Origin of the sequence: Variovorax sp. VaC1 (assembly GCF_043658315.1) — a bacterium.
Taxonomy (GTDB): domain Bacteria; phylum Pseudomonadota; class Gammaproteobacteria; order Burkholderiales; family Burkholderiaceae_C; genus Variovorax.
This window is the reverse complement of record NZ_JBIGLT010000007.1, coordinates 405,613-427,794: the sequence shown is the minus strand read 5'-3', so window position 1 is coordinate 427,794 and position 22,182 is coordinate 405,613. Positions and strand designations below refer to the sequence as shown.

Annotated in this window: 21 protein-coding genes; 12 read left to right on the top strand and 9 right to left on the bottom strand. The window is 68.0% G+C overall.

What is annotated here, in order from left to right; all coding sequences use genetic code 11:
* The first annotated feature begins 47 nt into the window (after positions 1–47).
* On the top strand, positions 48–1,439 hold the full coding sequence (radA, locus tag ACGLHS_RS27445; protein ID WP_394484952.1) for a DNA repair protein RadA: 1,392 nt from the start codon (positions 48–50) through the stop codon (positions 1,437–1,439).
* A gap of 87 nt (positions 1,440–1,526) precedes the next feature.
* Complete coding sequence (locus ACGLHS_RS27440; protein ID WP_394484950.1) at positions 1,527–3,044, top strand: BCCT family transporter; 1,518 nt, start codon at positions 1,527–1,529, stop codon at positions 3,042–3,044.
* A 50-nt stretch (positions 3,045–3,094) separates the two neighbouring features.
* Here the strand turns inward: ACGLHS_RS27440 and ACGLHS_RS27435 are convergent, their stop codons facing one another.
* Entirely contained in the window at positions 3,095–3,550 is a 456-nt protein-coding gene (locus tag ACGLHS_RS27435) for a hypothetical protein (RefSeq protein WP_093247048.1), read from the bottom strand.
* A gap of 208 nt (positions 3,551–3,758) precedes the next feature.
* Here ACGLHS_RS27435 and ACGLHS_RS27430 point away from each other — a divergent pair, with 208 nt between their 5' ends.
* Together ACGLHS_RS27430 and ACGLHS_RS27425 are read left to right on the top strand one after the other, a co-directional pair.
* Positions 3,759–4,115, top strand: a complete 357-nt coding sequence (locus ACGLHS_RS27430) for a VOC family protein (RefSeq protein ID WP_394484947.1) — start codon at positions 3,759–3,761, stop codon at positions 4,113–4,115.
* Positions 4,103–4,543, top strand: coding sequence for a glycerate kinase (locus ACGLHS_RS27425; protein ID WP_394484945.1), 441 nt, complete (start codon positions 4,103–4,105; stop codon positions 4,541–4,543). The genes ACGLHS_RS27430 and ACGLHS_RS27425 overlap by 13 nt, the downstream gene beginning before the upstream one ends.
* A 4-nt stretch (positions 4,544–4,547) precedes the next feature.
* Here the strand turns inward: ACGLHS_RS27425 and ACGLHS_RS27420 are convergent, their stop codons facing one another.
* Positions 4,548–5,507, bottom strand: coding sequence for a LysR family transcriptional regulator (locus ACGLHS_RS27420; protein WP_394484943.1), 960 nt, complete (start codon positions 5,505–5,507; stop codon positions 4,548–4,550).
* A 204-nt stretch (positions 5,508–5,711) separates the two neighbouring features.
* Here ACGLHS_RS27420 and ACGLHS_RS27415 point away from each other — a divergent pair, with 204 nt between their 5' ends.
* Both ACGLHS_RS27415 and ACGLHS_RS27410 read left to right on the top strand, forming a co-directional pair.
* A complete protein-coding gene (locus ACGLHS_RS27415; RefSeq protein WP_394484941.1) occupies positions 5,712–7,055 on the top strand; it encodes an MFS transporter in 1,344 nt (447 codons plus the stop codon).
* Between the two features lie 54 nt (positions 7,056–7,109).
* A complete protein-coding gene (locus tag ACGLHS_RS27410) occupies positions 7,110–8,315 on the top strand; it encodes a M20 aminoacylase family protein (protein ID WP_394484938.1) in 1,206 nt (401 codons plus the stop codon).
* 18 nt (positions 8,316–8,333) lie between these two features.
* On the opposite strand, the gene ACGLHS_RS27405 is transcribed toward ACGLHS_RS27410, so the two are convergent.
* Complete coding sequence (locus ACGLHS_RS27405) at positions 8,334–9,338, bottom strand: recombination-associated protein RdgC (RefSeq protein WP_093247042.1); 1,005 nt, start codon at positions 9,336–9,338, stop codon at positions 8,334–8,336.
* Between the two features lie 130 nt (positions 9,339–9,468).
* Between ACGLHS_RS27405 and ACGLHS_RS27400 the strand changes: the two genes are divergently transcribed.
* Both ACGLHS_RS27400 and ACGLHS_RS27395 read left to right on the top strand, forming a co-directional pair.
* Positions 9,469–10,422, top strand: coding sequence for a branched-chain amino acid transaminase (locus tag ACGLHS_RS27400; protein ID WP_093247041.1), 954 nt, complete (start codon positions 9,469–9,471; stop codon positions 10,420–10,422).
* A 5-nt stretch (positions 10,423–10,427) separates the two neighbouring features.
* The gene (locus tag ACGLHS_RS27395) at positions 10,428–10,637 is read left to right on the top strand and encodes a zinc-finger domain-containing protein (protein WP_093247040.1); all 210 of its coding nucleotides are present in this window, start codon (positions 10,428–10,430) and stop codon (positions 10,635–10,637) included.
* 100 nt (positions 10,638–10,737) lie between these two features.
* Here ACGLHS_RS27395 and ACGLHS_RS27390 read toward each other — a convergent pair whose 3' ends face one another.
* The 6 genes from ACGLHS_RS27390 to ACGLHS_RS27365 all read right to left on the bottom strand — a co-directional run bounded on the left by ACGLHS_RS27390 (position 10,738) and on the right by ACGLHS_RS27365 (position 17,755).
* Complete coding sequence (locus ACGLHS_RS27390) at positions 10,738–11,994, bottom strand: O-antigen ligase (RefSeq protein WP_093247039.1); 1,257 nt, start codon at positions 11,992–11,994, stop codon at positions 10,738–10,740.
* A gap of 82 nt (positions 11,995–12,076) precedes the next feature.
* A complete protein-coding gene (locus ACGLHS_RS27385) occupies positions 12,077–13,273 on the bottom strand; it encodes an ATP-binding protein (protein ID WP_093247038.1) in 1,197 nt (398 codons plus the stop codon).
* 10 nt (positions 13,274–13,283) lie between these two features.
* On the bottom strand, positions 13,284–14,006 hold the full coding sequence (locus ACGLHS_RS27380) for a response regulator transcription factor (protein ID WP_093247037.1): 723 nt from the start codon (positions 14,004–14,006) through the stop codon (positions 13,284–13,286).
* Positions 14,007–14,192: 186 nt separating this feature from the next.
* Positions 14,193–15,044 (bottom strand): beta-ketoacyl synthase chain length factor, encoded by an 852-nt coding sequence (locus tag ACGLHS_RS27375; RefSeq protein ID WP_394484933.1) that lies wholly within the window; start codon positions 15,042–15,044, stop codon positions 14,193–14,195.
* Complete coding sequence (locus ACGLHS_RS27370; RefSeq protein ID WP_394484931.1) at positions 15,041–16,249, bottom strand: beta-ketoacyl-[acyl-carrier-protein] synthase family protein; 1,209 nt, start codon at positions 16,247–16,249, stop codon at positions 15,041–15,043. The genes ACGLHS_RS27375 and ACGLHS_RS27370 overlap by 4 nt, the downstream gene beginning before the upstream one ends.
* Before the next feature lie 120 nt (positions 16,250–16,369).
* Positions 16,370–17,755 carry an AmpG family muropeptide MFS transporter gene (locus tag ACGLHS_RS27365; protein WP_394484929.1) on the bottom strand — a complete coding sequence of 462 codons (1,386 nt, stop codon included), beginning with the start codon at positions 17,753–17,755 and terminating at the stop codon, positions 16,370–16,372.
* Between the two features lie 57 nt (positions 17,756–17,812).
* On the opposite strand from ACGLHS_RS27365, the gene ACGLHS_RS27360 reads away from it, so the two are divergent.
* From ACGLHS_RS27360 to ACGLHS_RS27345, 4 genes are all read left to right on the top strand, one after another.
* Positions 17,813–18,685, top strand: coding sequence for a M48 family metallopeptidase (locus ACGLHS_RS27360; RefSeq protein WP_394484926.1), 873 nt, complete (start codon positions 17,813–17,815; stop codon positions 18,683–18,685).
* 213 nt (positions 18,686–18,898) lie between these two features.
* A complete protein-coding gene (atzF, locus tag ACGLHS_RS27355) occupies positions 18,899–20,623 on the top strand; it encodes an allophanate hydrolase (RefSeq protein ID WP_394484924.1) in 1,725 nt (574 codons plus the stop codon).
* The gene (hpxZ, locus tag ACGLHS_RS27350) at positions 20,620–21,000 is read left to right on the top strand and encodes an oxalurate catabolism protein HpxZ (protein ID WP_394484922.1); all 381 of its coding nucleotides are present in this window, start codon (positions 20,620–20,622) and stop codon (positions 20,998–21,000) included. Before atzF ends, hpxZ begins: the two co-directional genes overlap by 4 nt.
* A 55-nt stretch (positions 21,001–21,055) precedes the next feature.
* Positions 21,056–22,174 (top strand): BMP family ABC transporter substrate-binding protein, encoded by a 1,119-nt coding sequence (locus ACGLHS_RS27345; RefSeq protein ID WP_394484920.1) that lies wholly within the window; start codon positions 21,056–21,058, stop codon positions 22,172–22,174.
* Positions 22,175–22,182: the final 8 nt, after the last annotated feature.

Below are 22,182 nucleotides of genomic sequence, written 5' to 3'. Positions count from 1 at the left end.
CCAAGGCGCCGGCCATCAGGGTTTGTGCGGACACCTAAACTCGGAAGATGGCCAAGGACAAAACAACTTTCGTTTGCAGTGAATGCGGTGGCACCAGCCCCAAGTGGCTCGGAAAATGCCCGAGCTGCGGCGCCTGGAACACGCTCGTCGAGCAGGTCGCGGGCGCGGCCGGCGGCCCGGCCAACAACCGCTTCGGCACGCAGTTCGCGTCGCTCGCGGGCGCTTCCGAACTCGCCACGCTGTCCGAGATCGAGGCGACCGACGTCGCCCGCACGCCCACCGGCATCGACGAACTCGACCGCGTGCTCGGCGGCGGCATCGTCTCGGGCGGCGTCACGCTGATCGGCGGCGACCCCGGCATCGGCAAGTCGACGCTGCTGCTGCAGGCGGTCGATGCACTGCAGCACGCGGGGCAGAACGCGCTGTATGTCACCGGTGAAGAAAGCGGCTCGCAGGTTGCGCTGCGCTCGCGTCGCCTCGGGCTCGACCACTCGCAGGTGCAGGTGCTGGCCGAGATCCAGCTCGAAAAGATCATCGCCACGCTCGACGCCACGCGCCCGGCCATCGCGGTGATCGATTCGATCCAGACGGTGTATTCCGACCAGCTCACCTCCGCGCCCGGCTCGGTGGCGCAGGTGCGCGAATGCGCGGCGCACCTCACGCGCTTTGCCAAGACCAGCGGCACGGCCGTGGTGCTGGTGGGCCACGTCACGAAAGAAGGCGCGCTGGCCGGCCCGCGCGTGCTCGAGCACATGGTCGACACGGTGCTGTACTTCGAGGGCGACACGCATTCGAGCTTCCGCCTCGTGCGCGCCATCAAGAACCGCTTCGGCGCCGTCAACGAGATCGGCGTGTTCGCCATGACCGAGCGCGGCCTGAAGGGCGTGACCAACCCGAGCGCCATCTTCCTGAGCCAGCATGCCGAGCCAGTGCCCGGCAGCGTGGTGCTGGTCACGCTCGAAGGCACGCGGCCGATGCTGGTGGAAATCCAGGCGCTGGTCGACAACGGCGGGCCGAGCCCGCGCCGCCTGTCGGTGGGCCTGGACCGCGACCGCCTCGCGATGCTGCTGGCGGTGCTGCACCGCCATGCCGGCGTGGCCTGCATGGACCAGGACGTGTTCGTCAACGCGGTGGGCGGCGTGCGCATCAGCGAACCCGCGGCCGACCTGGCCGTGATGCTGGCCATCACCTCCAGCCTGCGCGGCAAGCCACTGCCCAAGGGCTTCATCGCCTTCGGCGAAGTGGGCCTGGCCGGCGAGGTGCGCCCTGCGCCGCGCGGGCAGGAGCGCCTGCGCGAGGCCGCCAAGCTGGGCTTCAGCGTGGCCGTGGTGCCCAAGGCCAATGCGCCGCGCAAGGGCGCCAAGGAAATCGAAGGCCTGACCATCCACCCCGTCGAGCGCATCGAAGAAGCGATGGACGTGGTGCGCCGCCTCGACTGACCAAGCGCAGGTTCGTGCCGCCGGCCGCCCCGCGGGTTACCCTGCGGGCGGTGGCGCAGCCGTTCACACCTTCGGAGGACCTTCACCATGCAACTCATCGTTTCCGCCAGCCTGATCGCGGCGGTCGTCCTGTGGGGGCTGGTTTCGCCGGCAACGCTCGACAGCGTGTTCAGCACCGCGCTGGCCGGCATCACGCGCAACTTCGGCTGGTTCTACCTGTGGGTGGTACTGGGGCTGGTGGTGCTGGCGTTCTTCCTGGCCTTCAGCCGCTTCGGCGACCTGAAGCTGGGCGATGAAGACGACGAGCCCGAGTTCTCGCTCGCCGCGTGGTTCGCGATGCTGTTCGCGGCCGGCATGGGCATCGGGCTGGTGTTCTGGGGTGTGGCCGAGCCGATCTCGCACTACACGAACCCGCCGCCGGGCGTGATCGCGGGCACGCCCGATGCTGCCGGCGTGGCCATGCGCTACGCGTTCTTCCATTGGGGCCTGCACCCGTGGGCCATCTACGGCATCGTCGGCTTGTCGATTGCTTTCTTCAGCTTTCGCCGCAAGGCGCTGCCGCTGGTGAGTTCGGCCACCGAGGCCTTGCCGTGGCGCTTCGTGCAGCGGCTGTCGCCGGCCTTCAACGTGCTGGCGGTGGTGGCCACGGCCTTCGGCGTCGCGGCCTCGCTGGGCATGGGCGCGACGCAGATCAACAGCGGGCTGCATGCGGCCTTCGGCATGACGATCGGGCGGGGAACGCAGGCGGCGATCATCGTGGTGACGACGGTGTTGTTCATCACCTCGGCGGTCACCGGCGTCGAGCGCGGCGTGAAGTGGCTGTCGATGGGCAACCTCGTGCTGGCGGCGCTGCTGGCGCTCGTGGTGCTGGTCGTGGGGCCGACCATTGCCATCGTCGAGACCTTCACCAACACGCTGGGCTCGTACCTGGCCGAGTTCGTGCGCATGAGCCTGCGCATGAACCCGTTCCGCAACAGCTCGTGGGTCGGCGACTGGACGCTCTTCTACTGGGCCTGGTGGCTGGCGTGGTCGCCGTTCGTGGGCCTCTTCATCGCGCGCGTGTCGCGCGGCCGCACGATCCGCCAGTTCATCCTGGGCACCGTGATCGCGCCCACGCTGGTGGGCTTCGCATGGTTCTCGGTGTTCGGCGGCGCGGCGCTCAACTTCCAGATCTTCCAGGGCGTGCCGCTGGTCGAGGCGGTCAAGGCCGATGTGTCGACCACCATGTTCGTGATGTTCAAGGCCATGCCCATGGGCATGCTGCTGTCGATGGTCGCGACGCTGCTGGTGTTCGTGTTCTTCGTGACCTCGGGCGATTCCGCCACGCTGGTGCTGGGCATCATGAGCACCAAGGGCAACCCGAACCCGCCGGCCCGCGTCAAGATCACCTGGGGCGTGCTGGTGGCGGCCATCGCACTGAGCCTGCTGTTCGCGGGCGGCATCAAGGCGATACAGACGGCGACCATCGTGTTCGCCTTGCCCTTTGCGTTCGTGATCCTGCTGATGGCGCTGTCGGTCACGCTGGCCATCCGCGACGACTGGAACGCGGAGCAGAAACGCGAACGCGAGCTGCGACGCAAGATGCGGCAGCTCGTGAACGGTTAGCTGTTGCCAAAAAAAGCCCGGCGCACCAGTGGCGCGCCGGGCACCCCCCCTTATCCCCCGATGTGCATCGTGAACGCCGGCCCGCTGTTGAGCACGCATTGGCCGCTGCCCAGCGTGGCCGAGTTCATCGTGTACTGGCAACTCAGGTTGCCGCCGCGGCTGCCGGTGGCATTTGCCACGCCGGCGCCCCGCGAGCCTGCGACCCGGGTTGCCTCTCCCTGAAACTGTTCGCCGCCGATCTGCGCATTGAAGTGGCCGCGGCCGTTCATGTCGCTGGTCACCGTGCCGCCGATCGCTCCGTAGCGCGCTGCCTCGGCGTTGGACGGATAGAGCCGTGCGCTGAAGGTCTGTGCCACCGGCACCGGTGCGACCGCATAGGCCTGCGACGACGGCGCGTTGGGTGCGGGCTGCCCCAGCGGCACCACGTAGCAACCGCTGAGTGCGGCGGCCGAGAGCGTGGCGACAAGGGTCAGGCGGACGAAGGTGACGGAGCGCGGAATGTTCATATGCTTTTCAGTGGCCCGGGCTGATGCCCGTGCGGCGAAATGTGCCGGCTGCGGCTCGCGCGCCCTGCGCTTTTCGCGGTGAGTACCGCCGCGCGCGCCCGGAAGTAGCCACGGCGGCTACTGCGGCATGCGCGGCCGGGCGGCAGAATCGCGCTCCCTTCTTCACAGGCCCCGAATGAAATCGACTTCTCCCCCGATTGCCGCAGTCATGGTCCACGTCGCCGATGTCGAGGCGGCGCTTGGCTGGTACGCGCGCGCATTTCCCGAGGCCGAGCGGGTGTCGATCGGCACACCGGCCTTCGAGTGCCTGTCGCTCTTCGGCGTGCTGCTGGAGATCGTTCCCGCGGACGAGAAGGTCGGCGCGGGTGCCTCCGGTTCGATCGTGTACTGGAATGTCGAATGCTTCGATGCCGCCCTGGGCCATCTGCAGTCGCTGGGTGCGACGCTCTACCGCGGCCCGATGCGGCTGGAGGGCGAGGAACACATGTGCCAGGTGCGCGACCCGTGGGGAAACTGCATCGGCCTGCGGGGCCTGTCCGGCGGGCGGCGACAATGCGCGCCATGAATTTCCAGAAATTGCTGGTGCCCGTGGGCGCCATCCTCCTTCTCGGCCTGGCCTGGCGCAGCGGTGGCTGGGGCGGCGTCGCACTGGCCGGCGGCGCGATCGTGATGTTTTTTCTGCTGCACTTCAATCGCGCGATGCAGGTGCTCAAGCGGGCCGCCGAACGGCCCGTGGGCTATGTCGGCAGCGCCGTGATGCTGAATGCCAAGCTCAAGCAGGGCGCGACGCTGATGCACGTCATCGCGATGACGCGCGCTCTCGGCGAACTGCGTTCGCCGAAGGACGAGCAGCCCGAGCTGTACCGCTGGACCGATTCCGGTGGCTCCTACGTCGATACCGTGTTCAACGGCGGCAAGCTGCAGAGCTGGGTCATGACGCGGCCCGAAACGCCGCCTGAAGAAGACACCAAGGACAATACCCCCGCGAGCTGATCGCTCACGTACCCACGCTCGTGCTCGCGCCCATCTTGCGGCGCAACTGCCGCCACGGCGGATTCGCCTTCGCATGGTGGCGCGCCTCCTTGGCGAACTCGGTGCACATGTGCGTCATCAGGTCGGCCGAGCGATAGACCAGGTACACCCCGAAGTCCGGCACCTCGTCGGTGATCGGCAGGCGCTCGAGCAGGCCCGGCTGCAGCCGCAGCGGCCCCGCGCCATGGAACACGAAGTCCGACCACATGCTGATCAGGTCGGTCTGTGTGGCCAATTGCAGCCCCAGCAGGTTCGATGCGCTCTGCACCATGCGCGTGGGCAGCGCGAGCCCGTTCAGGCGCATCGTGCTCACCAGCGGGCTGCCCGCGTCGTCGATGGGGTCGAGCACCAGCCAGTCGGCGTCGATCAGCGTGCGCAGCTTGCGCACGCGCCGCAGCGGATGGCCGGCGCGCACCGACAGGTGCATCGCCACTGAAAACAGCGGCTCCCACTGGAAGGCACCGGCGCCCGGCCCGTTGCAGGTGGAGATCAGGCCCAGGTCGAGCCGGCCTTCGCGAAGCCCTTCCAGAATTTGCTGCGGCCGCAGCTCGAAGCCGCACAGCGCCACGTTCGGAAAGCGCTGGCGAAACGAGGCCATCGCGTCGGGCAATGGCCCGCTCGACGCCACCGCGGTAAAGCCGATGTTCAGCTGCGCCTCGTCATGCCCGCGGATGGCCTCGATGTCTTCGAGCGCGTGCCGCAGTTCCTGCTCGACCAGGCTGGCGCGCTTGACCAGCGCCACGCCATAGGCCGTGAGGCTCACGCCGCGCGTGGAGCGCACCATCAGCGTCACGCCGAGTTCGCGCTCCAGCTCGGAGATGGTCTTGGACAGCGCCGGTTGCGTGGTGTGCAGGCTGCGCGAGGCCTCGTGGATGCTGCCATGCTGTGCCACCGCCAGCAGGACGCGCAACTGTTGCAGCTTCATCGTGGTGCGGCCTTCTCGGAAATGGGGCAAGAAATGGGGTGTCTCGGTAGTTGCCCCGATAGCCGCGAAAGGCCTCTTGTGTCGGGGATGCCATTTGGTTATCGGCATGAAAATTTGTGATTCTTCGCTGCAGCGCTTTGCCTGAATACTCCGCCGCGAACGGGCCCATCGCCCCCCCGCAAACAGTACGTGGAGTGACATTAGATGAGCGAAGCCGCATTGCCCGCAAGCCCGATCCAGGGTGCTTTACCCGCCAGCGCGCATGCGCCCCATGCCGCACACGGCAACGCACACGGCAACAAGGGAAAGCAAAGCCAGTTCCGCCTGATCGCCGCCTGCTCGCTGGGCAACGCGCTGGAGATGTACGACTTCACCGTCTACAGCTTCTTCGCGCTCCTAATCGGCAAGCTGTTCTTTCCGTCCGACAGCCCCTACGGCTCGCTGCTGCTCGCGGTGGCCACCTTCGGCATCGGCTTCGTGATGCGCCCGCTGGGCGGCGTGATCATCGGCAACTACGCCGACCGCAAGGGCCGCAAGGCCGCGATGACGCTGACCATCGGCCTCATGGTGATCGGCACGCTGTGCATCGCCCTGGCGCCGACCTATGCGTCGGCCGGCGTGTTCGGCTCGCTGATGATCGTGGCCGGCCGGCTGCTGCAGGGCTTTTCGCTCGGCGGCGAAGTGGGCGCGGCCACCTCGATGCTGATGGAGGCCGGCGGCGTCAAGGGCCGGGGCTTCCGCGTGAGCTGGCAACTGGCGAGCCAGGGCATCTCGGCGCTGCTGGGGGCGCTCACCGGCGCCGCGCTGTATGCCGCGCTGCCGCAGGCCTCGCTCGAAAGCTGGGGCTGGCGGCTGCCGTTTCTGCTCGGCCTGCTGATCGCGCCGGTGGGCCTGTACATCCGTGCGCACCTCGAAGAAACGCACACCGCCGACAGCCATGAGTCCAGCCCCATCGGCCGGCTGCTGCGTGCGCACGGCGGCACGGTGCTCAAGGGCATCTTCGCGACCACGGCGGGCACGGCCACCATGTACCTGGTCGTGTTCTTCATGCCGACCTACATGATCCGCGTGCTGCACATGCCGCCTTCGCTGTCGCTGCTGTCGGGCTGCGTCACCGGCATCACGCTGTTCGTGGTCTCGCTGGTGGCGGGGCGCCTGGCCGACCGGCTGCCCAACCGCAAGCCGCTGGTGATCGGCTCGCTGCTGTTCAGCGTGATCGCGGTCTATCCGGTGTTCTGGCTCATCAGCCACTACCCGAGCGTGCCGCTGGTGCTGGCGCTGTCGGCGCTGCTCACGGCGAGCGTGAACATCGGCACCACGCCCATGTTCCTGATGATGCTGGAGATGCTGCCGATCGGCGTGCGCGCCAGCGGCATCTCGGTGATCTACAGCATCGGCGTGACGGTGTTCGGTGGCTCCTCGCAGTTCATCGTGACCTGGCTGCTCGCGAAGACAGGCAACCCGATGTCGCCGGCCTTCTACATGATGGTCTGTGGCGTGCTGAGCCTCGTGGCGCTCCTGGCGATGCGTGAACGCAAGGCCGACTGAGCCACCTTTCTTCCTGCCTTCCTTCCTTCTTGTCGAACGAACCGAACGCCTTTCATGACACGCGAACTCAGCCTCCAGACCACCAAGCTCCTGTCCCGCCTGCTTCCGCCTGCCGACACGCAAGCCTTCATCGACATCCGCCGCCAGATCCACGCCAACCCCGAGCTCGGCTTCGAGGTGAGCGCCACCAGCACATTGGTGGCCAACCTGCTGCGCGAATGGGGCTACGAGGTGCACACGGGCATCGGCAAGACCGGCATCGTGGCGCAGCTCAAGCTGGGCAACGGCACGCGCCGGCTCGGCATTCGCGCCGACATGGACGCGCTGCCCATCGTCGAGGCCACGGGCCTGCCCTACGCAAGCCGCAACCCCGGCCGCATGCATGCCTGCGGCCACGACGGCCACACGGCCATCCTGCTGGCGGCCGCGAAGGCGCTGGCGCGCACGCGTGACTTCGACGGCACGCTGAACCTGATCTTCCAGCCCGACGAAGAAAACCTCTGCGGCGCGCGCGCAATGATCGAAGACGGCCTGTTCGAGCGCTTCCCCTGCGATGCGGTGTACGCGCTGCACAACGCGCCGGGCGTGCCGCTGGGCACCGCGCTCGTGGTGGCGGGGCCTGTCACGCTGTCGTCCGACGTGGCCGACGTCACGATCAAGGGCGTGGGTGGCCATGGCGCCATGCCGCATCGCTCGCGCGACCCTGTGGCCGCTGCGGCTGCGGTGGTGACGGCGCTGCAGACCGTGGTGGCGCGCAACGTGGCGCCCGACGACACGGCGGTGGTGTCGGTCGGCTTCATCCGCGGCGGTGCCACACACAACGTGATTCCGCAATCGGTCGCGCTCGGCCTCAACGTGCGTGCGGCACGGCCCGAGACGCGCGCGCTGGTCGAGCAGCGCATCCGCGAGATCGTGAGCTTCACCGCGCAGGCGCATGGCGTGGAAGCCGAGATCGACTATCGCCAGCTGGTGCCGCCGGTGGTCAACACCGTGGCCGAAACGCAGCTGATGGCGCAGGTCTGCACCGAGCTGGTCGGCGAGGCGAACGTCGTGACGCAAGTGCCCAAGGGCTTCGCGGGCAGCGAAGACTTCGCCTGGATGCTCGCCACGTTGCCGGGCTGCTATCTGCTGCTCGGCAACGGAGAGGGCGAGTTCGGCGGCTGCATGGTGCACAACCCCGGGTACGACTTCAATGACCAGGCGCTGCCGCTGGGGGCCGCCTGCTGGGTCCGACTCGCGCAGACCTACCTGGTCGCCTGAGGGGCAACGGAGGGCCCGTCAGAACGGCGCGTCTTCTTCCTCGACGGCATCGGCCGGGGTCGTGGTGGTCGGGGTCGATGCCGACGCGGCGGGCTTGGGCGTTTCGTCCGGCAGGGCCGCCGAGAACGCCGCTTCGCCGCCGAGCGCATCGAGCAGCGCCGGCACCATCTGGCCCAGCTCGCCGGTGGCAATGGCCACGTCGGCGTCGAAGTTGTCTTCTTTCTTGCCGCCCGCGGCGCCGTCACCCGTGCCTTCGAGGAACACGATCTTGCGGATCAGCATGCCCTGCGTCAGCTCGAAGGAGACGCGGTCGTCCCAGGTCATGGCCAGGCGCGTCGGGCGCTTGCCGTCGGTGATGTGCTGCTTGACCTCTTCGATGTCGAGCGGGTGCTTGGCATAGCGCACCACGGCCTTCGACTCGTCGGAGGCCTTCAGCTCGCACTCGCGGTCGATGGTGAAGCCGGCCGGCGGCTCCTGCGTGAGCAGCCAGTTGGCCATGGCGGCGGCCGGTTCGATCTGCGTGTTGATCAGGGCCACGGCAAAGCCGTCGAGCGACTTCACGAGGCTGGTGACCACTTCGTCGGCGCGCGCGGCATTGCCGCTGTTGATCACGAGGCGGTTCTCGGCCTTGTCGATCCACACGGCCACGCGGGCGCTGCGCGTGAAGGCCATCGGCAGCAGCTCCAGGGTGATGTCTTCCTTGAGCTCTTTCTTTTCCTTCTTGCCGGGCTTGCGGCCGGTGGTGGCCTCGATCTGCGCGCAACGCTCGTCGAGCTTGCGGCGCACGACCGAGCCGGGCACCGCCTTGCTCTCGATCATGTATTCGACCAGCCACTGGCCGTCGATGGATTCGACCAGCGGGCCGTTGGCCTCGCCGCGGGGCTCGACCCAGCCGGCGGACTTTTCCTGCGAGGGGCCGCAAGGCTCGAAGCGCAGCTTGCCGAGCCCTTCTTCTGCCTCGGCCAGTGTCTGGGACCAGGCAGGTTCGATGCGATAGACGATGACGTTCTTGAATACGGACACGGAAACCCTTTTTCCACTGGTTTGGACAACCGGCCATTGTCGGGTACTCGGTTCCGGACGCGGCCGTAAAATCGCAAGCTTTTGCGACATCCCCCCGGTCGCACCCCACCGCTTCCAAAGGAATCAGGAAATGAGCTCGATCCCCCCCTCGCTGGACGACCGTGACGGCAAGATCTGGATGGACGGCGAACTCGTGGACTGGCGCGACGCCAAGATCCACGTGCTGAGCCACACGTTGCACTACGGCTGCGGCGCCTTCGAGGGCGTGCGCGCCTACAAGACGGCGGACGGCAGCACGGCGATCTTCCGCCTGGCCGAGCACACCGAGCGCCTGTTCAACAGCGCCAAGATCCTGCGCATGAAGATCCCGTTCACGCAGGAACAGCTCAACGAGGCCCAGAAACAGGTGGTTCGCGAGAACAAGCTCGAAAGCTGCTACCTGCGCCCGCTGATCTGGATCGGCTCCGAAAAGCTGGGCGTGAGCCCCAAGGGCAACAAGATCCACGCCATGGTCGCGGCCTGGTCGTGGGGTGCGTACCTCGGCGAAGAAGGCATGAAGCGCGGCATCCGCGTGAAAACCTCGAGCTACACCCGCCACCACGTCAACATCACGATGACGCAGGCCAAGACGGTGAGCAACTACACCAACTCGATCCTGGCCAACATGGAAGCGCTGGACGACGGCTACGACGAGGCACTGCTGCTCGACGCGAGCGGCTTCGTTTCCGAAGGCGCGGGCGAGAACATCTTCGTGGTCAAGGGCGGCGTGGTCTACACGCCCGACCTGTCGGCCGGCGCGCTCAACGGCATCACGCGCAACACCATCCTGCACGTGTGCAAGGACCTGGGGCTCGAACTCGTGCAAAAGCGCATCACGCGCGACGAGGTCTACATTGCCGACGAAGCCTTCTTCACCGGCACGGCCGCTGAAGTGACGCCCATCCGCGAACTCGACCGCGTCGAGATCGGCAACCGTGGCGACGGCGGCGCGCGCGGCCCGATCACCGAGAAAATCCAGTCTGCCTTCTTCGACATCGTGAACGGCAAGAATCCCAAGTACGCCCACTGGCTCACGAAAGTCTGAAACCCATGTCTACCAATGCAACCGTCGAACTCCTGGCCAAGGAGCTCAACCATCAGGGCGGCGTGTTCTGCCCCAACCCCAAGGCGGACATGAAGCTCTGGAACAGTCACCCGAAGGTCTACCTCGACGTGGCGCGCACCGGCGAAGCCAAGTGCCCGTACTGCGGCACGGTGTACCGGCTGAAGGCCGGCGAAGCGGTTTCGGCGCGCCACTGACCTGACGGTCTTTGCCCCGGGTGGGTGCTTCGCGGCGATCAGGCCCGCGAAGCGGCCATGCCGGGTGCCTGCAATTTCTCTCGGGCCCTTTCAGGCCCTCTCAGGCCTGCTGTGCCGCCGGATCGAACGCCCTGGAACCGGCACGCGGCCACAGGTCGCGCCAGGGCGCCGGGTCTTTCGATTCCATGGCCAGCCGCAGGTAGACCTGCGAGATCCACAGCAGCGCCAGGCCGATCTGCGCGTCGCGCAGCGCCGAGTTCACGCTCGATGCGATCAGTGCGATCAGCGTGGCCGCCAGCGCGTAGCGGCCCGCGATGTCGGGCCGCTTCCATGCCTGCCAGACGGCGCCGGCCATGATGACCAGCAGGCTCAGCAAGGCCGGCAAGCCGCCCTGCGAGCCGACCCACAGGAAGTCGTTGTGCGGCATGTTCGAGTCGGCGAACAGCTTCGGGCCGCGCTTGTGCCACTGCTCGGTCCAGCCGCCGATGCCCCAGCCGGTGAAGGGCCGGTCGGCGATCATGAGGCTCGTGTCCTTGTACATGTAGTAGCGGATGACCCAGCTGCCCTTGAAGACGGCGCCGGACTGCGCCTCTTCGATCTCCTGCACGCCGGTCTCGACCTTGTGCTGCAGTTGCGGCAGCTGGTAGAGCCCGGCGCCGAGCACCACGGTGCCCAGCACCAGCGCGCCCACCAGCATCTTCAGGTGGTTGCGCCACTGGTGGATGCACACCGCCGGAATCACCAGCAGCAGCGCGAGCACCGAGGTGCGCGAGGTCAGCGGCAACGCCACCACCAGGCCCAGCCCGAGCATCAGCACGAAGGCGGGAATGGCGCGCAGCGGCCTGTGCGCAGCAATCTGCGCAATGCCCCACACGGCGGCGGTGGACGCCACCACGCTGAACAGCAGCGCGTTGCTGATCGACTTGTTGCCCACCTCCATGACCACCGCGCGCAGCGGCGACCAGATCGGAAAGCCGATGGCGTAGTAGAGAACGATCAGGAGGATGTTCAGCGCCGCGATCAGGAGGAAGCCGCGCAGCGCCCATATCGCTTCCTCGCGCGTGAGCGCCATCGCCATCAGCAGCGTGAGGCCGATGCGTATGCCGTGGAACAGGTTGGAGCCGGTTTCGGGGTAGTGCTGCCCGAAGGCCAGCACGATGAGGGTCCAGGCCAGGTAGGCCATCACCGGCCACCACATCGGGTTGGCGCGCAGCCGCGCGATGCGCTCGCGCGTGTCGCCGGCCAGCATCATCGTGAGCAGGAGAAGAATGGCCGACAGGTAGGTGACGCCGACCGGCAAGAACACCACCAGCCCCCAGAACATGGCCGCGGGCCGAACGATGTGCGATCTCTGCATAGGGGCGGGATTTTAGGTGCGGCCTGTGGCCGCTACCTGACTGCACCCGTGCGGGCGCAGGGTGCTTTTCTTTGGTGTCTTGTCAGTGGCCGCGTGCCACCGGCAGGCGAATCACGAAGCTCGCGCCGCCGCCCGGCCGGTCTTCGCAGCGCACCGAGCCGCCATGGCGTTCGGCGATCGATTTCACCAGCGACAGCCCCAGGCCGACACCGCCATTGCGCTCGCTGGCGCCGGGCAGGCGGTAGAAGGGCTCGAAGATGCGTTCGCGCAGCGCGGGCGGCACGCCCGGCCCCCGGTCGTTGACGCGCACGGTGGCAAAGCCGTTGGTGTTGCCCAGCTCGACGGCGATCTCGCCGGCGCCGTAGCGGCGGGCGTTTTCCAGCAGGTTGCGGATCGCGCGGCGCAAGAGGCGCGACACGCCGGGCACGGTGAGCGTGGCGTTGTCGGTGCCTTCGGCAAGGTCGAGCTCGGCGTTCACCTGCGCGCATTCCTCGGCGGCCAGGCCGGTCAGGTCGACCGCCTCGACGGTGCCCATGTCGGCCTCGCTGGCATCGAGCCGGCTGGCCAGCAGGATCTCGTCGATCAGCTGGTCGAGCTCGCCGATGTTGCGCGAGATCTCGTCGCGCGCGGCCGGGCTCGGGCGCTCGCCCATCAGCTCCAGGCCCATGCGGATGCGGGTGAGCGGCGAGCGGAGTTCATGCGATGCATTGGCCAGCAGCGACTTGTGCGAACGCACCAGCTGTTCGATGCGTTCGGCCGATGCGTTGAATCGTTTGGAGAGATCAGCCACTTCGTCCTGCCCTTCTTCGGTCACGCGCACCGAGAGATCGCCTTCACCCCATCGCTGCACGCCGCGCTGCAGCGATTCCAACCGCTGCGTGATGCGCCGCACGATCGGGTAGACGGCCAATGCCACCGCCACCCCCACCAACGCGATCATCCAGCCCAGCCCGAAGGGCGTGCGCCACGGCGCGAAGCCGGCCGCGCCGGTGGGCCGCTCGCGCGGCGCCACGCGCAGCGTGATGTCCTTGCCGTCGCTGAGCGTCACGTCGAACTCCAGGCCCTGGCCCGGCACGCGCAGCGCCTTGCCGGTGCCGATGGGCTTGTCTTGTGCATCGAGCACGACCACGTCGCGCGGCACGGGCGCCAGCCGCTCGCGCTCGGCCTGCGCCGCCTCGCGCACGATCCAGTTGGCCATCAGCGTGAGGATGACCACGCCGCCCACCACCGCGAGCCAGATGCGGACATAGAGGTGGCGGTTGTAGAGGCTGCGCAGCATCGGGGCCGGCTCAGTCTTGCTGCTTGGCGAACACGTAGCCCACGCCGCGCACGGTGAGGATGCGCTTCGGGTTCTTCGCATCGACCTCGATGGCGGCGCGGATGCGGCCCATGTGCACGTCGATCGAACGGTCGAAGGCTTCCAGCTCGCGGCCGCGCACGGCTTCCATGATCTGGTCGCGCGTGAGCACGCGGCCCGCGCGCTCGGCCATGGCCACCAGCAGGTCGAACTGGTAGGAGGTCAGGTCGGCCAGCGCGGAGGCCACCGACACGGTGCGCGCATTGCGGTCGATCTCCAGCGTGCCGAAGCGCATCACCGTGGAGGCTTCCGCCTCGGTGGCGGTCTCGCTGCGTCGGCGCAGCACCGCGCGGATGCGCGCCAGCAGCTCGCGCGGCTCGAAGGGCTTGGGCAGGTAGTCGTCGGCGCCGATCTCCAGGCCGATGATGCGGTCCATCGGATCGCCCTTGGCCGTGAGCATCAGCACCGACACCTTGGACAGGGGGCCGGGCAGTGCGCGGATGCGGCGACAGACTTCAAGCCCGTCGGTGTCGGGCAGCATCAGGTCGAGGATCACGAGGTCGGGCGCGTGCTGCTGCAGTTGCTCAAGCCCGCTGGTGCCGTCGCCGGCATGGTTGAAGGCGAAGCCCGACTGCGTCAGGTATTCGCCCACCATCTGCGCCAGGCGGGCGTCGTCTTCGATCATCAGGAGTTGGGGGGTGCTCATGCGCTTCATGGTCGTCCACGGGGAGCAAGCGGGCTTGAACGCTCCGTAAAGTTGGGTAAACGCAGCACCGGCCTGTCAACCGCAAGCGCTGCGAAAAGCATAGCGCCTTGCCCAGCGTTCACGGGCGCCATGTTCGTCTTCGAGTACCTACCAACGCGCGGGTGACGGAGCGCGCCGACCACCCCCCGCGCATCGTCAGCCCGCGGGCTGCAACTGCAGCCGCAGCGCGAGCGTGCCCGACAGCGGCAGTTCGATCGGCGCGCCTGCGCTGCCTGCGCTGCCTTCGACCTGCGCCAGCGCCTCGAACAGGCCCAGCGCATCGGCCATCGGGTTGATGCCGACCAGCGTGCGTGCCGCCGCCGAGCGCGGCGCCGCCGGCGCGCCGGTGCCATCGGTGCCGACCAGCGACCAGTCGAGCGAGGCCGCGGTGCGTTCGGTGCGCTCGTGCGCGATCACCAGCGCCACCGCGAGCAGGCCGCGGCTGTCGGTCACCGAGGTCAGCGGGCCGACGGTGGGCGTGTCGTAGCCCACCAGCAGCACCGGCTCCTGGTCGGCCGCGCACTGCACCGCCGCTTCGAGCAGGCCGGAGGCAAAGCTGTGTTCGTAGGCCGAAACCGCATTGCTGGCCGCCATGCAGCCGGTGCCGATGGTCCAGTAGCCCACGGCCGCGTTGTGCACCGAGTTGTGGAACTTGGTGGGCGACAGCATCTTCGGATCGGTCGCGAGCGTGCCGCACATGTAGTCGTTGATCGACAGGTCGCCGTGTGCCGACGTGAACACGCAGGGCACGTCGGCCGCATTGCGGCCCGAGGCCACCATCGCGGCGGCCGCCACTTCGAGCGCCAGCGCCACGGTGTCGGGCGCGCGGCGGCGCTCGGCCGGTGCCAGCACCTGCGGCGACGGGCGCTTGGCGGGCGGATCGGCCAGCGTGCCTTCGCCGCGGAAGGCGGCGCGCGCCGCGTCCCAGCCGGGCAGCGTGGGCGTCCAGAAGGCCGGGCCTTCGATGTAGAGGGTGGGGGGCACAGGGCGCGTCGTGGTCGTGCTCATGCGGCCTCCGCCTTGCCGAACACCAGCGAGCAGTTGTTGCCGCCGAAGCCGAAGGAGTTGGACAGGGCATAGCGCACCTCGCCATGCGCGGGCTGCAGCTTGATCTGCGGACCGAAGCCTTCGTCCAGCGTGCTCGTGTTGACGGTGCCCGGCATCAGGCCGCGCTCGATGGCCAGCAGGCTGATGACGGCCTCGACGATGCCGGCAGCGCCCAGCGTGTGGCCCATGAAACCCTTGGTCGAGCTGGCGTGCGTGCGGGCCGGGAAGCGGCGCGCCACCAGCGCGCCTTCGACCTCGTCGTTCTTCTGGCTCGCGGTGCCGTGCATGTTGATGTAGTCGATGGCCTCGGGCGCAAGGCCCGCGCGCGCCAGCGCCTCGTCGAGCGCGCGCTCGGCGCCCAGGCCCTCGGGGTGCGGGGTCGACATGTGGTGCGCGTCGCTCGCTTCGCCGTAGCCCAGCAGGTGCATCGGCGCGGCGTCGGCGCCGCTCTGCACGCGCTCGACCAGTGCAAAGCCGGCGGCCTCGCCCAGGCTGATGCCCTTGCGGCTGGCATCGAAAGGCCGGCAGGGTTCGCTCGACACCAGTTCGAGCGAGTTGAAGCCGAACAGCACGCTGCCGCACAGTGTGTCGGCACCGCCGACCACGGCCGCGTCGGCCAGGCCCAGGCGGATCAGCCGTTCGGCCGAAGCGAACACCTTGGCGCTGGACGAGCAGGCGGTCGAGATCGTCTCGCTCGGCCCGGTGAGGCCCAGCACCTGCGCGGTGAACATCGCCAGCGAATGGGGCGTGTGCACGGCGGCGCGGCGCTGGTTGGGCGCAAACATGCCTTCGGCGTCGAGCTGCGTGTAGGCCAGCTCGGTTTCGCCGATGCTGGCGGTCGAGGTGCCCAGCACCAGCGCGATGCGCGAGGCGCCGTACTTTTCGCGCGCGGCGGCCACCGCCTCGATGAAGCCGTCGGCATGCAGGCCCAGCCACGCGAGCCGGTTGTTGCGGCAGTCCCAGGGCATGAGCGCCTCGGGCAGGCGGATGTCTTCAAGACCGTCCACGCGGCCGATCCAGGTGGGCAGCGGTGCGTCGCCGAAGTCGTTGGCGCGCAGGCCGCTGCGCGATTGCGCGAGCGCGTCGGCCAGCGATTCCTTGCCGACACCGACGGCAGAGGTCGCCGTGAAGGCGCTGATTTGAAGGGGAGAAATTCGGGACGGCACGATCTTCTTTGAAAGGCTGCAGGCAACAGGGAACGCAGGGGAAGAAACGAATGTAAACCGGCACAGCCTACCAGTTGCAGGGCCTGCGCCGCGTCGGCCGATTCCTATAAGGCCATGGCCCTATTGACGGTCGGGAGGGCTTGTGGTGGTCGTCAGACGGGAAGCCAGCGCCACCAGCACCAGCACCGGCAGGCCCAGCACCGCGGTGGAGGTGAAGAAGGTGCTGTAGCCGTAGGCATCGACAAAAGCGCCCGAATAGCCGGCGATGAACTTCGGCAGCAGCAGCATCAGCGAGCTGAACAGCGCGTACTGCGTGGCCGAATAACTGATGTTCGTCAGGCTCGACAGGTAGGCGATGAAGGCCGCCGACGCAATGCCGCCGGCCAGGTTGTCGGCCGAGACCACCGCGATGAGCGCCGTGAGGTCGTGCCCGCGCGTGGCCAGCCAGGCAAACAGCAGGTTGCTGCCCGCGCTGAGCACCGCGCCCAGCATCAGCACGCGCATCACGCCCAGCCGCATCGACAGCACGCCGCCGACGAAGGCGCCGGCCAGCGTCATGATCACGCCGTAGATCTTGCTGACCGTGGCCACTTCGTCCTTGGTGAAGCCCATGTCCACGTAGAAGGGGTTGGCCATGATGCCCATCACCACGTCGCTGATGCGGTAGATGGCAATGAGCGAGAGGATCAGCACCGCCTGCCACTTGTAGCGGCGGATGAAATCGGCAAAGGGCTCGATCAGCACGCTGCGCAGCCATTCGGCGGCGTTCTTTGCCTTGGGCAGTGCGCGCTGCACCGGCTCGGGCGACAGCAGCACCGTGAGCACACCGACCGCCATCGAGGCGGCCATGACCAGGTAGGCCGTTTTCCAGGCGCCGTTCTGGTAGGCGGCCGCGCCAGTGACGGCGGCGGCCGGCGCCACCTCGGCCCAGGCCGCGACCCACAGCACGCCCGCGCCGGCCCAGATCATCGCGAGCCGGTAGCCGGTCTGGTAGGCGGCGGCGAGTGCGGCCTGCTTGCGCGCCTCGGCCGATTCGATGCGGAAGGCGTCCAGCGCGATGTCTTGCGTGGCCGAGCCGAAGGCCACCAGCAGCGCGCACCAGATCAATGGCGTGAGCCCGAGCCGCGGGTCGTTCAGCGCCATGCCGATCAGACCCGCGATGACCATGCACTGCGCCAGCAGCAGCCAGCCGCGTCGCCGCCCCAGCAGCGTGGTCAGCGGCGGCAGCGGCAGCCGGTCGACCAGCGGCGCCCAGACCCACTTGAAGCCATAGGCCAGCCCGACCCAGCTCAGGTAGCCGATGGTGGTGCGGTCGATGCCGGCTTCGCGCAGGCGAAAACTCAGCGTGCCCAGCACCAGCAGCAGCGGCAGCCCGGCCGAGAAGCCCAGCGCCAGCATGCGCAGCGTGGCGGGCTCGAGGTAGACCTTCAGGGCGTCACGCCAGGGCGGGGAAGGGGCGGTGGGGGTTTCGACGGGCGAGGCGGACATGAGCCCCGGATTGTCCATGAGTGCACGGGGACATCGGCCGGCCTTTTGCGTTCATTTGTTCCTATGATCCGGCCCATGTGCACACGATGCGAACGCCTTCTGCGTATTGATTCCGCCGACTCCACCGTTTCCGCGGCCTCGCCCTGGCAGCCGCGAAGGGCCTTCCTGCTGGCCGCCGCGGGCGCGGTGCTGGCCGGGCCCGCGCTGGCGCAGGTCAATGTCGGCAGTGCCTCGGTGGCGCGCAACATCGTGCCGGCTGAGAAGGTCGAGGCGGCCGGCGTGCAGCAGTACGCCGAGCTGCTCGAACAGGCCCGCGCCAAGGGCGCCCTGGCCGGCGACAACAACCCGCAGCTGCAGCGCCTGCGCGCCATCGCGCAGCGGCTCATTCCCTTTGCCACGCCGTGGAACTCGCGTGCGCGCGACTGGAAGTGGGAGGTCAACCTGATCGGCAGCAAGCAGATCAACGCCTTCTGCATGCCCGGCGGCAAGATCGCCTTCTTCACCGGCATCCTCGAGCAGCTCAAGCTGAGCGACGACGAGGTCGCGATGGTGATGGGCCACGAAATGGCCCACGCGCTGCGCGAGCATGCCCGCGCCCGCATGGCCAAGAGCGCGGGCACGGGGGCGGCGCTGTCGATCGGCGCGCAACTGCTGGGGCTCGGCCAGGTGGGCGACATCGCGGCCCGCGCCGGCACGCAGCTCATCACGCTGAAGTTCAGCCGCAGCGACGAGACCGAGGCCGACCTCGTGGGCCTCGAACTCGCGGCGCGCGCGGGCTACGACCCGAAGGCTTCGGTGACGCTCTGGCAGAAGATGGCTGCGGCGTCGAAGAACCAGGGCGGGCTGAACTTCCTGTCGACGCATCCGACGGGGCCGGATCGCATCACCAAGCTCGAAGCGAACCTGCCGAAGGTCGAGAAGCTTTACCGCGACGCGAAGAAGAGCTGAATGGTCTGACGCCCTCTCCCCTTGGGAAGAGGGAGGGGTGAGGGCCGTGGCGTTCATTCAGGGGTCGTGCCTTATCGGCGGCACTACACCGCAACCCTCCCCCCAAGGGGAGAGGGAGTAAATCCTCCCACCTGTTCCTGATCCGCGCGACCTGTGGTCGCCGCTGGCACATTGCTTGCATCTCGACTTGTACACAAGTTGGGATGCTTAAAGATGGTGCATGTAAAAAACGGATCGCCCGCCGCCGCCTGGATCGCGAAATTCGCGGTGCCCCTGGTTGGCGCGCACGCCGGTGAAAGGCTTGGCGCGGTCCTCCCGCTCGCCGGCCTGCGCTTCGCGGTCAAGGACAACATCGACGTCGCCGGCGTGCCGACCACCGCCGCCTGCCCGGCCTTCGACCGCCTGCCTGATGCCCACGCCGCCGTGGTGCAGCGCCTGCTCGACGCCGGTGCATCACTTGTCGGCAAGACCAATCTCGACCAGTTCGCCTGCGGACTCAACGGCACGCGCTCTCCTTATGGCGAAGTGCCCAACGCCTTCGATGCCAGCCTGGTTTCGGGTGGCTCCAGCTCCGGGTCGGCCTGCGTGGTCGCCGACGGAGAGGTCGACTTCGCCCTGGGCACCGACACCGCCGGCTCCGGCCGCGTGCCCGCCGGCCTGAACAACATCGTCGGCCTCAAGCCCTCGCGCGGCCTGCTGAGCGCCTTCGGCGTGGTGCCCGCGGCGCAGAGCGCGGATTGCGTGTCGATCTTTGCGCGCACCGTGGCGCTGGCGGTCGATGTGCTGCTGGCCACCGCGGGCCGCGACACGCGCGATCCGTATTCGCGCGACGTGCCCCTGCGCCGCCAGCCGCTGCCCGCGCACTTCCGCTTCGGCGTGCCCGACGCGCTGGCCTTCTTCGGCGATACCGCCGCCGAACAGGCCTTCGCCGATGCGCAGACGAAGCTCATCGCGTTGGGCGGAACGCCCGTCACCATTCCCCATGCGCCACTGGCCGAGGCCGCCGCGCTGCTTTATGAAAGCGCACTCGTCGCCGAACGCTACGCCGCGGTGCGCGAGTTCTTCGACGCCCACGAGAGTGAAGTGATCGAGCCCGTGCGCAGCATCCTTGCAAGCGGCCGCAACTACACGGCTGCCGACGTGTTCGACGCGCAAACGCGCCTGCGTGCCATCGCGCAGCAGGTCGAGCCGATGTGGCGCGACATCGACGTGCTGCTGGTGCCCACCGCGCCCACGCACTACAGCCGCGAGCGGATGCGCGCCGACCCGGTGGCACTCAACCGCAACCTCGGCGCGTACACCAACTTCGTCAACCTGCTCGACTACGCCGCGCTCTCGGTGCCGAGCAGCCTGCGTGCCGATGGCCTGCCCTTCGGCATCACCTTGATCGGCCCGTGCGGCAGCGACCTCGCATTGGCCGAGCTGGGCCAGCGCTACCACCACGCCACGGGTCTTGCGCAAGGCGCAACCGGCAAGCCCTTGCCCGCGCCGCGCGCGGTGCCGGGGCTGCGCGCGGTGGCGGCCGACACGCTGCCCATCGCAGTGGTCGGCGCGCACCTCTCGGGCATGCCGCTCAACGGGCAGCTCACCGAGCGCGGCGCCACGCTGCTGCGCGCCATGACCACCGCGCCGTCCTACCGTCTTCACGCACTGCCCGGCACCACGCCACCCAAGCCCGGCCTGCAGCGCGTGGCTGAAGGCGGCGCGGCCATCGCACTCGAAGTGTGGGCGGTGCCTCTTGCGCAAATCGGCGGCTTCCTCGCATTGATCCCGCCACCGCTTGGCCTCGGCAGCGTCGAGCTGGCCGATGGCAGCTGGGTGCACGGCTTCATCTGCGAAGGCCATGCGCTGGCCGGTGCGCAAGACGTGACCCATCACGGTGGCTGGCGCGCGTACATCGCGAGCCTCGACACCTTCCAGCAGGAGGTGCGCCGATGACACCCGAGATCAACATCCCCGACGTGCACGCCGAAGTCAGCGCCGTGTTCGCGCGCTACGAAGAAGCGCTTGTAAGCAACCAACGCGAGGTGCTCGACGAGCTGTTCTGGAACAGCCCGCACACGCTGCGCTACGGCTTCTCCGAGAACCACTACGGCCACGCCGACATCCGCGCCTTCCGCGCTTCGCTGCCCGTGCAGAGCCCGCCACGCGAACTGCTGCGCACCGTCATCACCACCTACGGCCGCGACTTCGCGACCGCCAACGTCGAATTTCGCCGCTCTGGCAGCCGCGAGATCGGCCGCCAGAGTCAGACCTGGCTGCGCACCGCCGAAGGCTGGCGCGTGGTCGCGGCCCACGTGAGTCTGCCGGTCTGACGCCGGATGCGGCAGCACATTTTTTGCACCTTCCTCCACTCCTCGAAAGAACGCCATGACAAGCCAACTCAATCGCCGTGATTCCCTCAAGTCCCTGGCCGCGCTGGGCGCCGTTGGTGCGCTCGGGGGCTGGAGCACCCTGGCCGGCGCGCAGGCCAAGCCGCTCACCGTCGGCGTGATCTATGTCGGCGCGCGCGACGACTACGGCTACAACCAGGCGCACGCCATGGCCGCCGCCGAAATCAAGAAGCTGCCCGGCATCAAGGTGGTCGAAGAAGAGAACGTGCCCGAGACCGCCGCCGTGCAGAAGACCATGGCCGGCATGATCTCGCAAGACGGCGCCAAGCTGCTCTTTCCCACGTCCTTCGGCTACTTCGATCCGCACATCCTCGCGGTCGCGCCCAAGTACCCCGACGTGCGCTTCTCGCACTGTGGCGGCCTCTGGACCGAGGGCAAGCACCCGAAGAACGTCGGCAGCTTCTTCGGCTACATCGATGAGTGCCAGTACCTGAACGGCGTGATCGCCGCGCACATGACGAAGAGCAACAAGATCGCCTTCGTCGCTGCCAAGCCGATTCCGCAGGTGCTGCGCAACATCAACGCCTTCACGCTCGGTGCGCGCTCTGTCAAGCCGAACATCACCTGCAGCGTGATCTTCACGGGCGACTGGTCGATGGCCGTGAAAGAGGCCGAGGCCACCAACAGCCTGGCCGACCAGGGCTGCGACGTGTTCACCATGCACGTCGATGGCCCCAAGGTGGTGGTCGAGACAGCCGCCAAGCGCGGCAAGATGGTCTGCGGCTACCACGCGAGCCAGGCCAAGCTCGCGCCCAACGCGTACCTCACGGGTGCCGAGTGGAACTGGCTCACTGCCTACAAGGCCGCCATCGACGCCGCGCAAACCGGCAAGCCGCACCCCAACTTTCTGCGCGGTGGCCTGAAAGAAGGCTACGTGAAGATGTCCGCCTACGGCCCGATGGTGACGGACGCCGCGAAGAAGCAGGCCGACGACATCAAGGCAAAGATGATCGCGGGCACCTTCGACATCTTCAAGGACGGCATCAAGGACAACAAGGGCGCCGTGGTGGTGCCGGCCGGCAAGGTGCTCAAGCAGACCGACCTGGAGCTGGAGAAGATGAACTACCTCGTCGAAGGCGTCATCGGTCAGGCCTGATCCGCGGA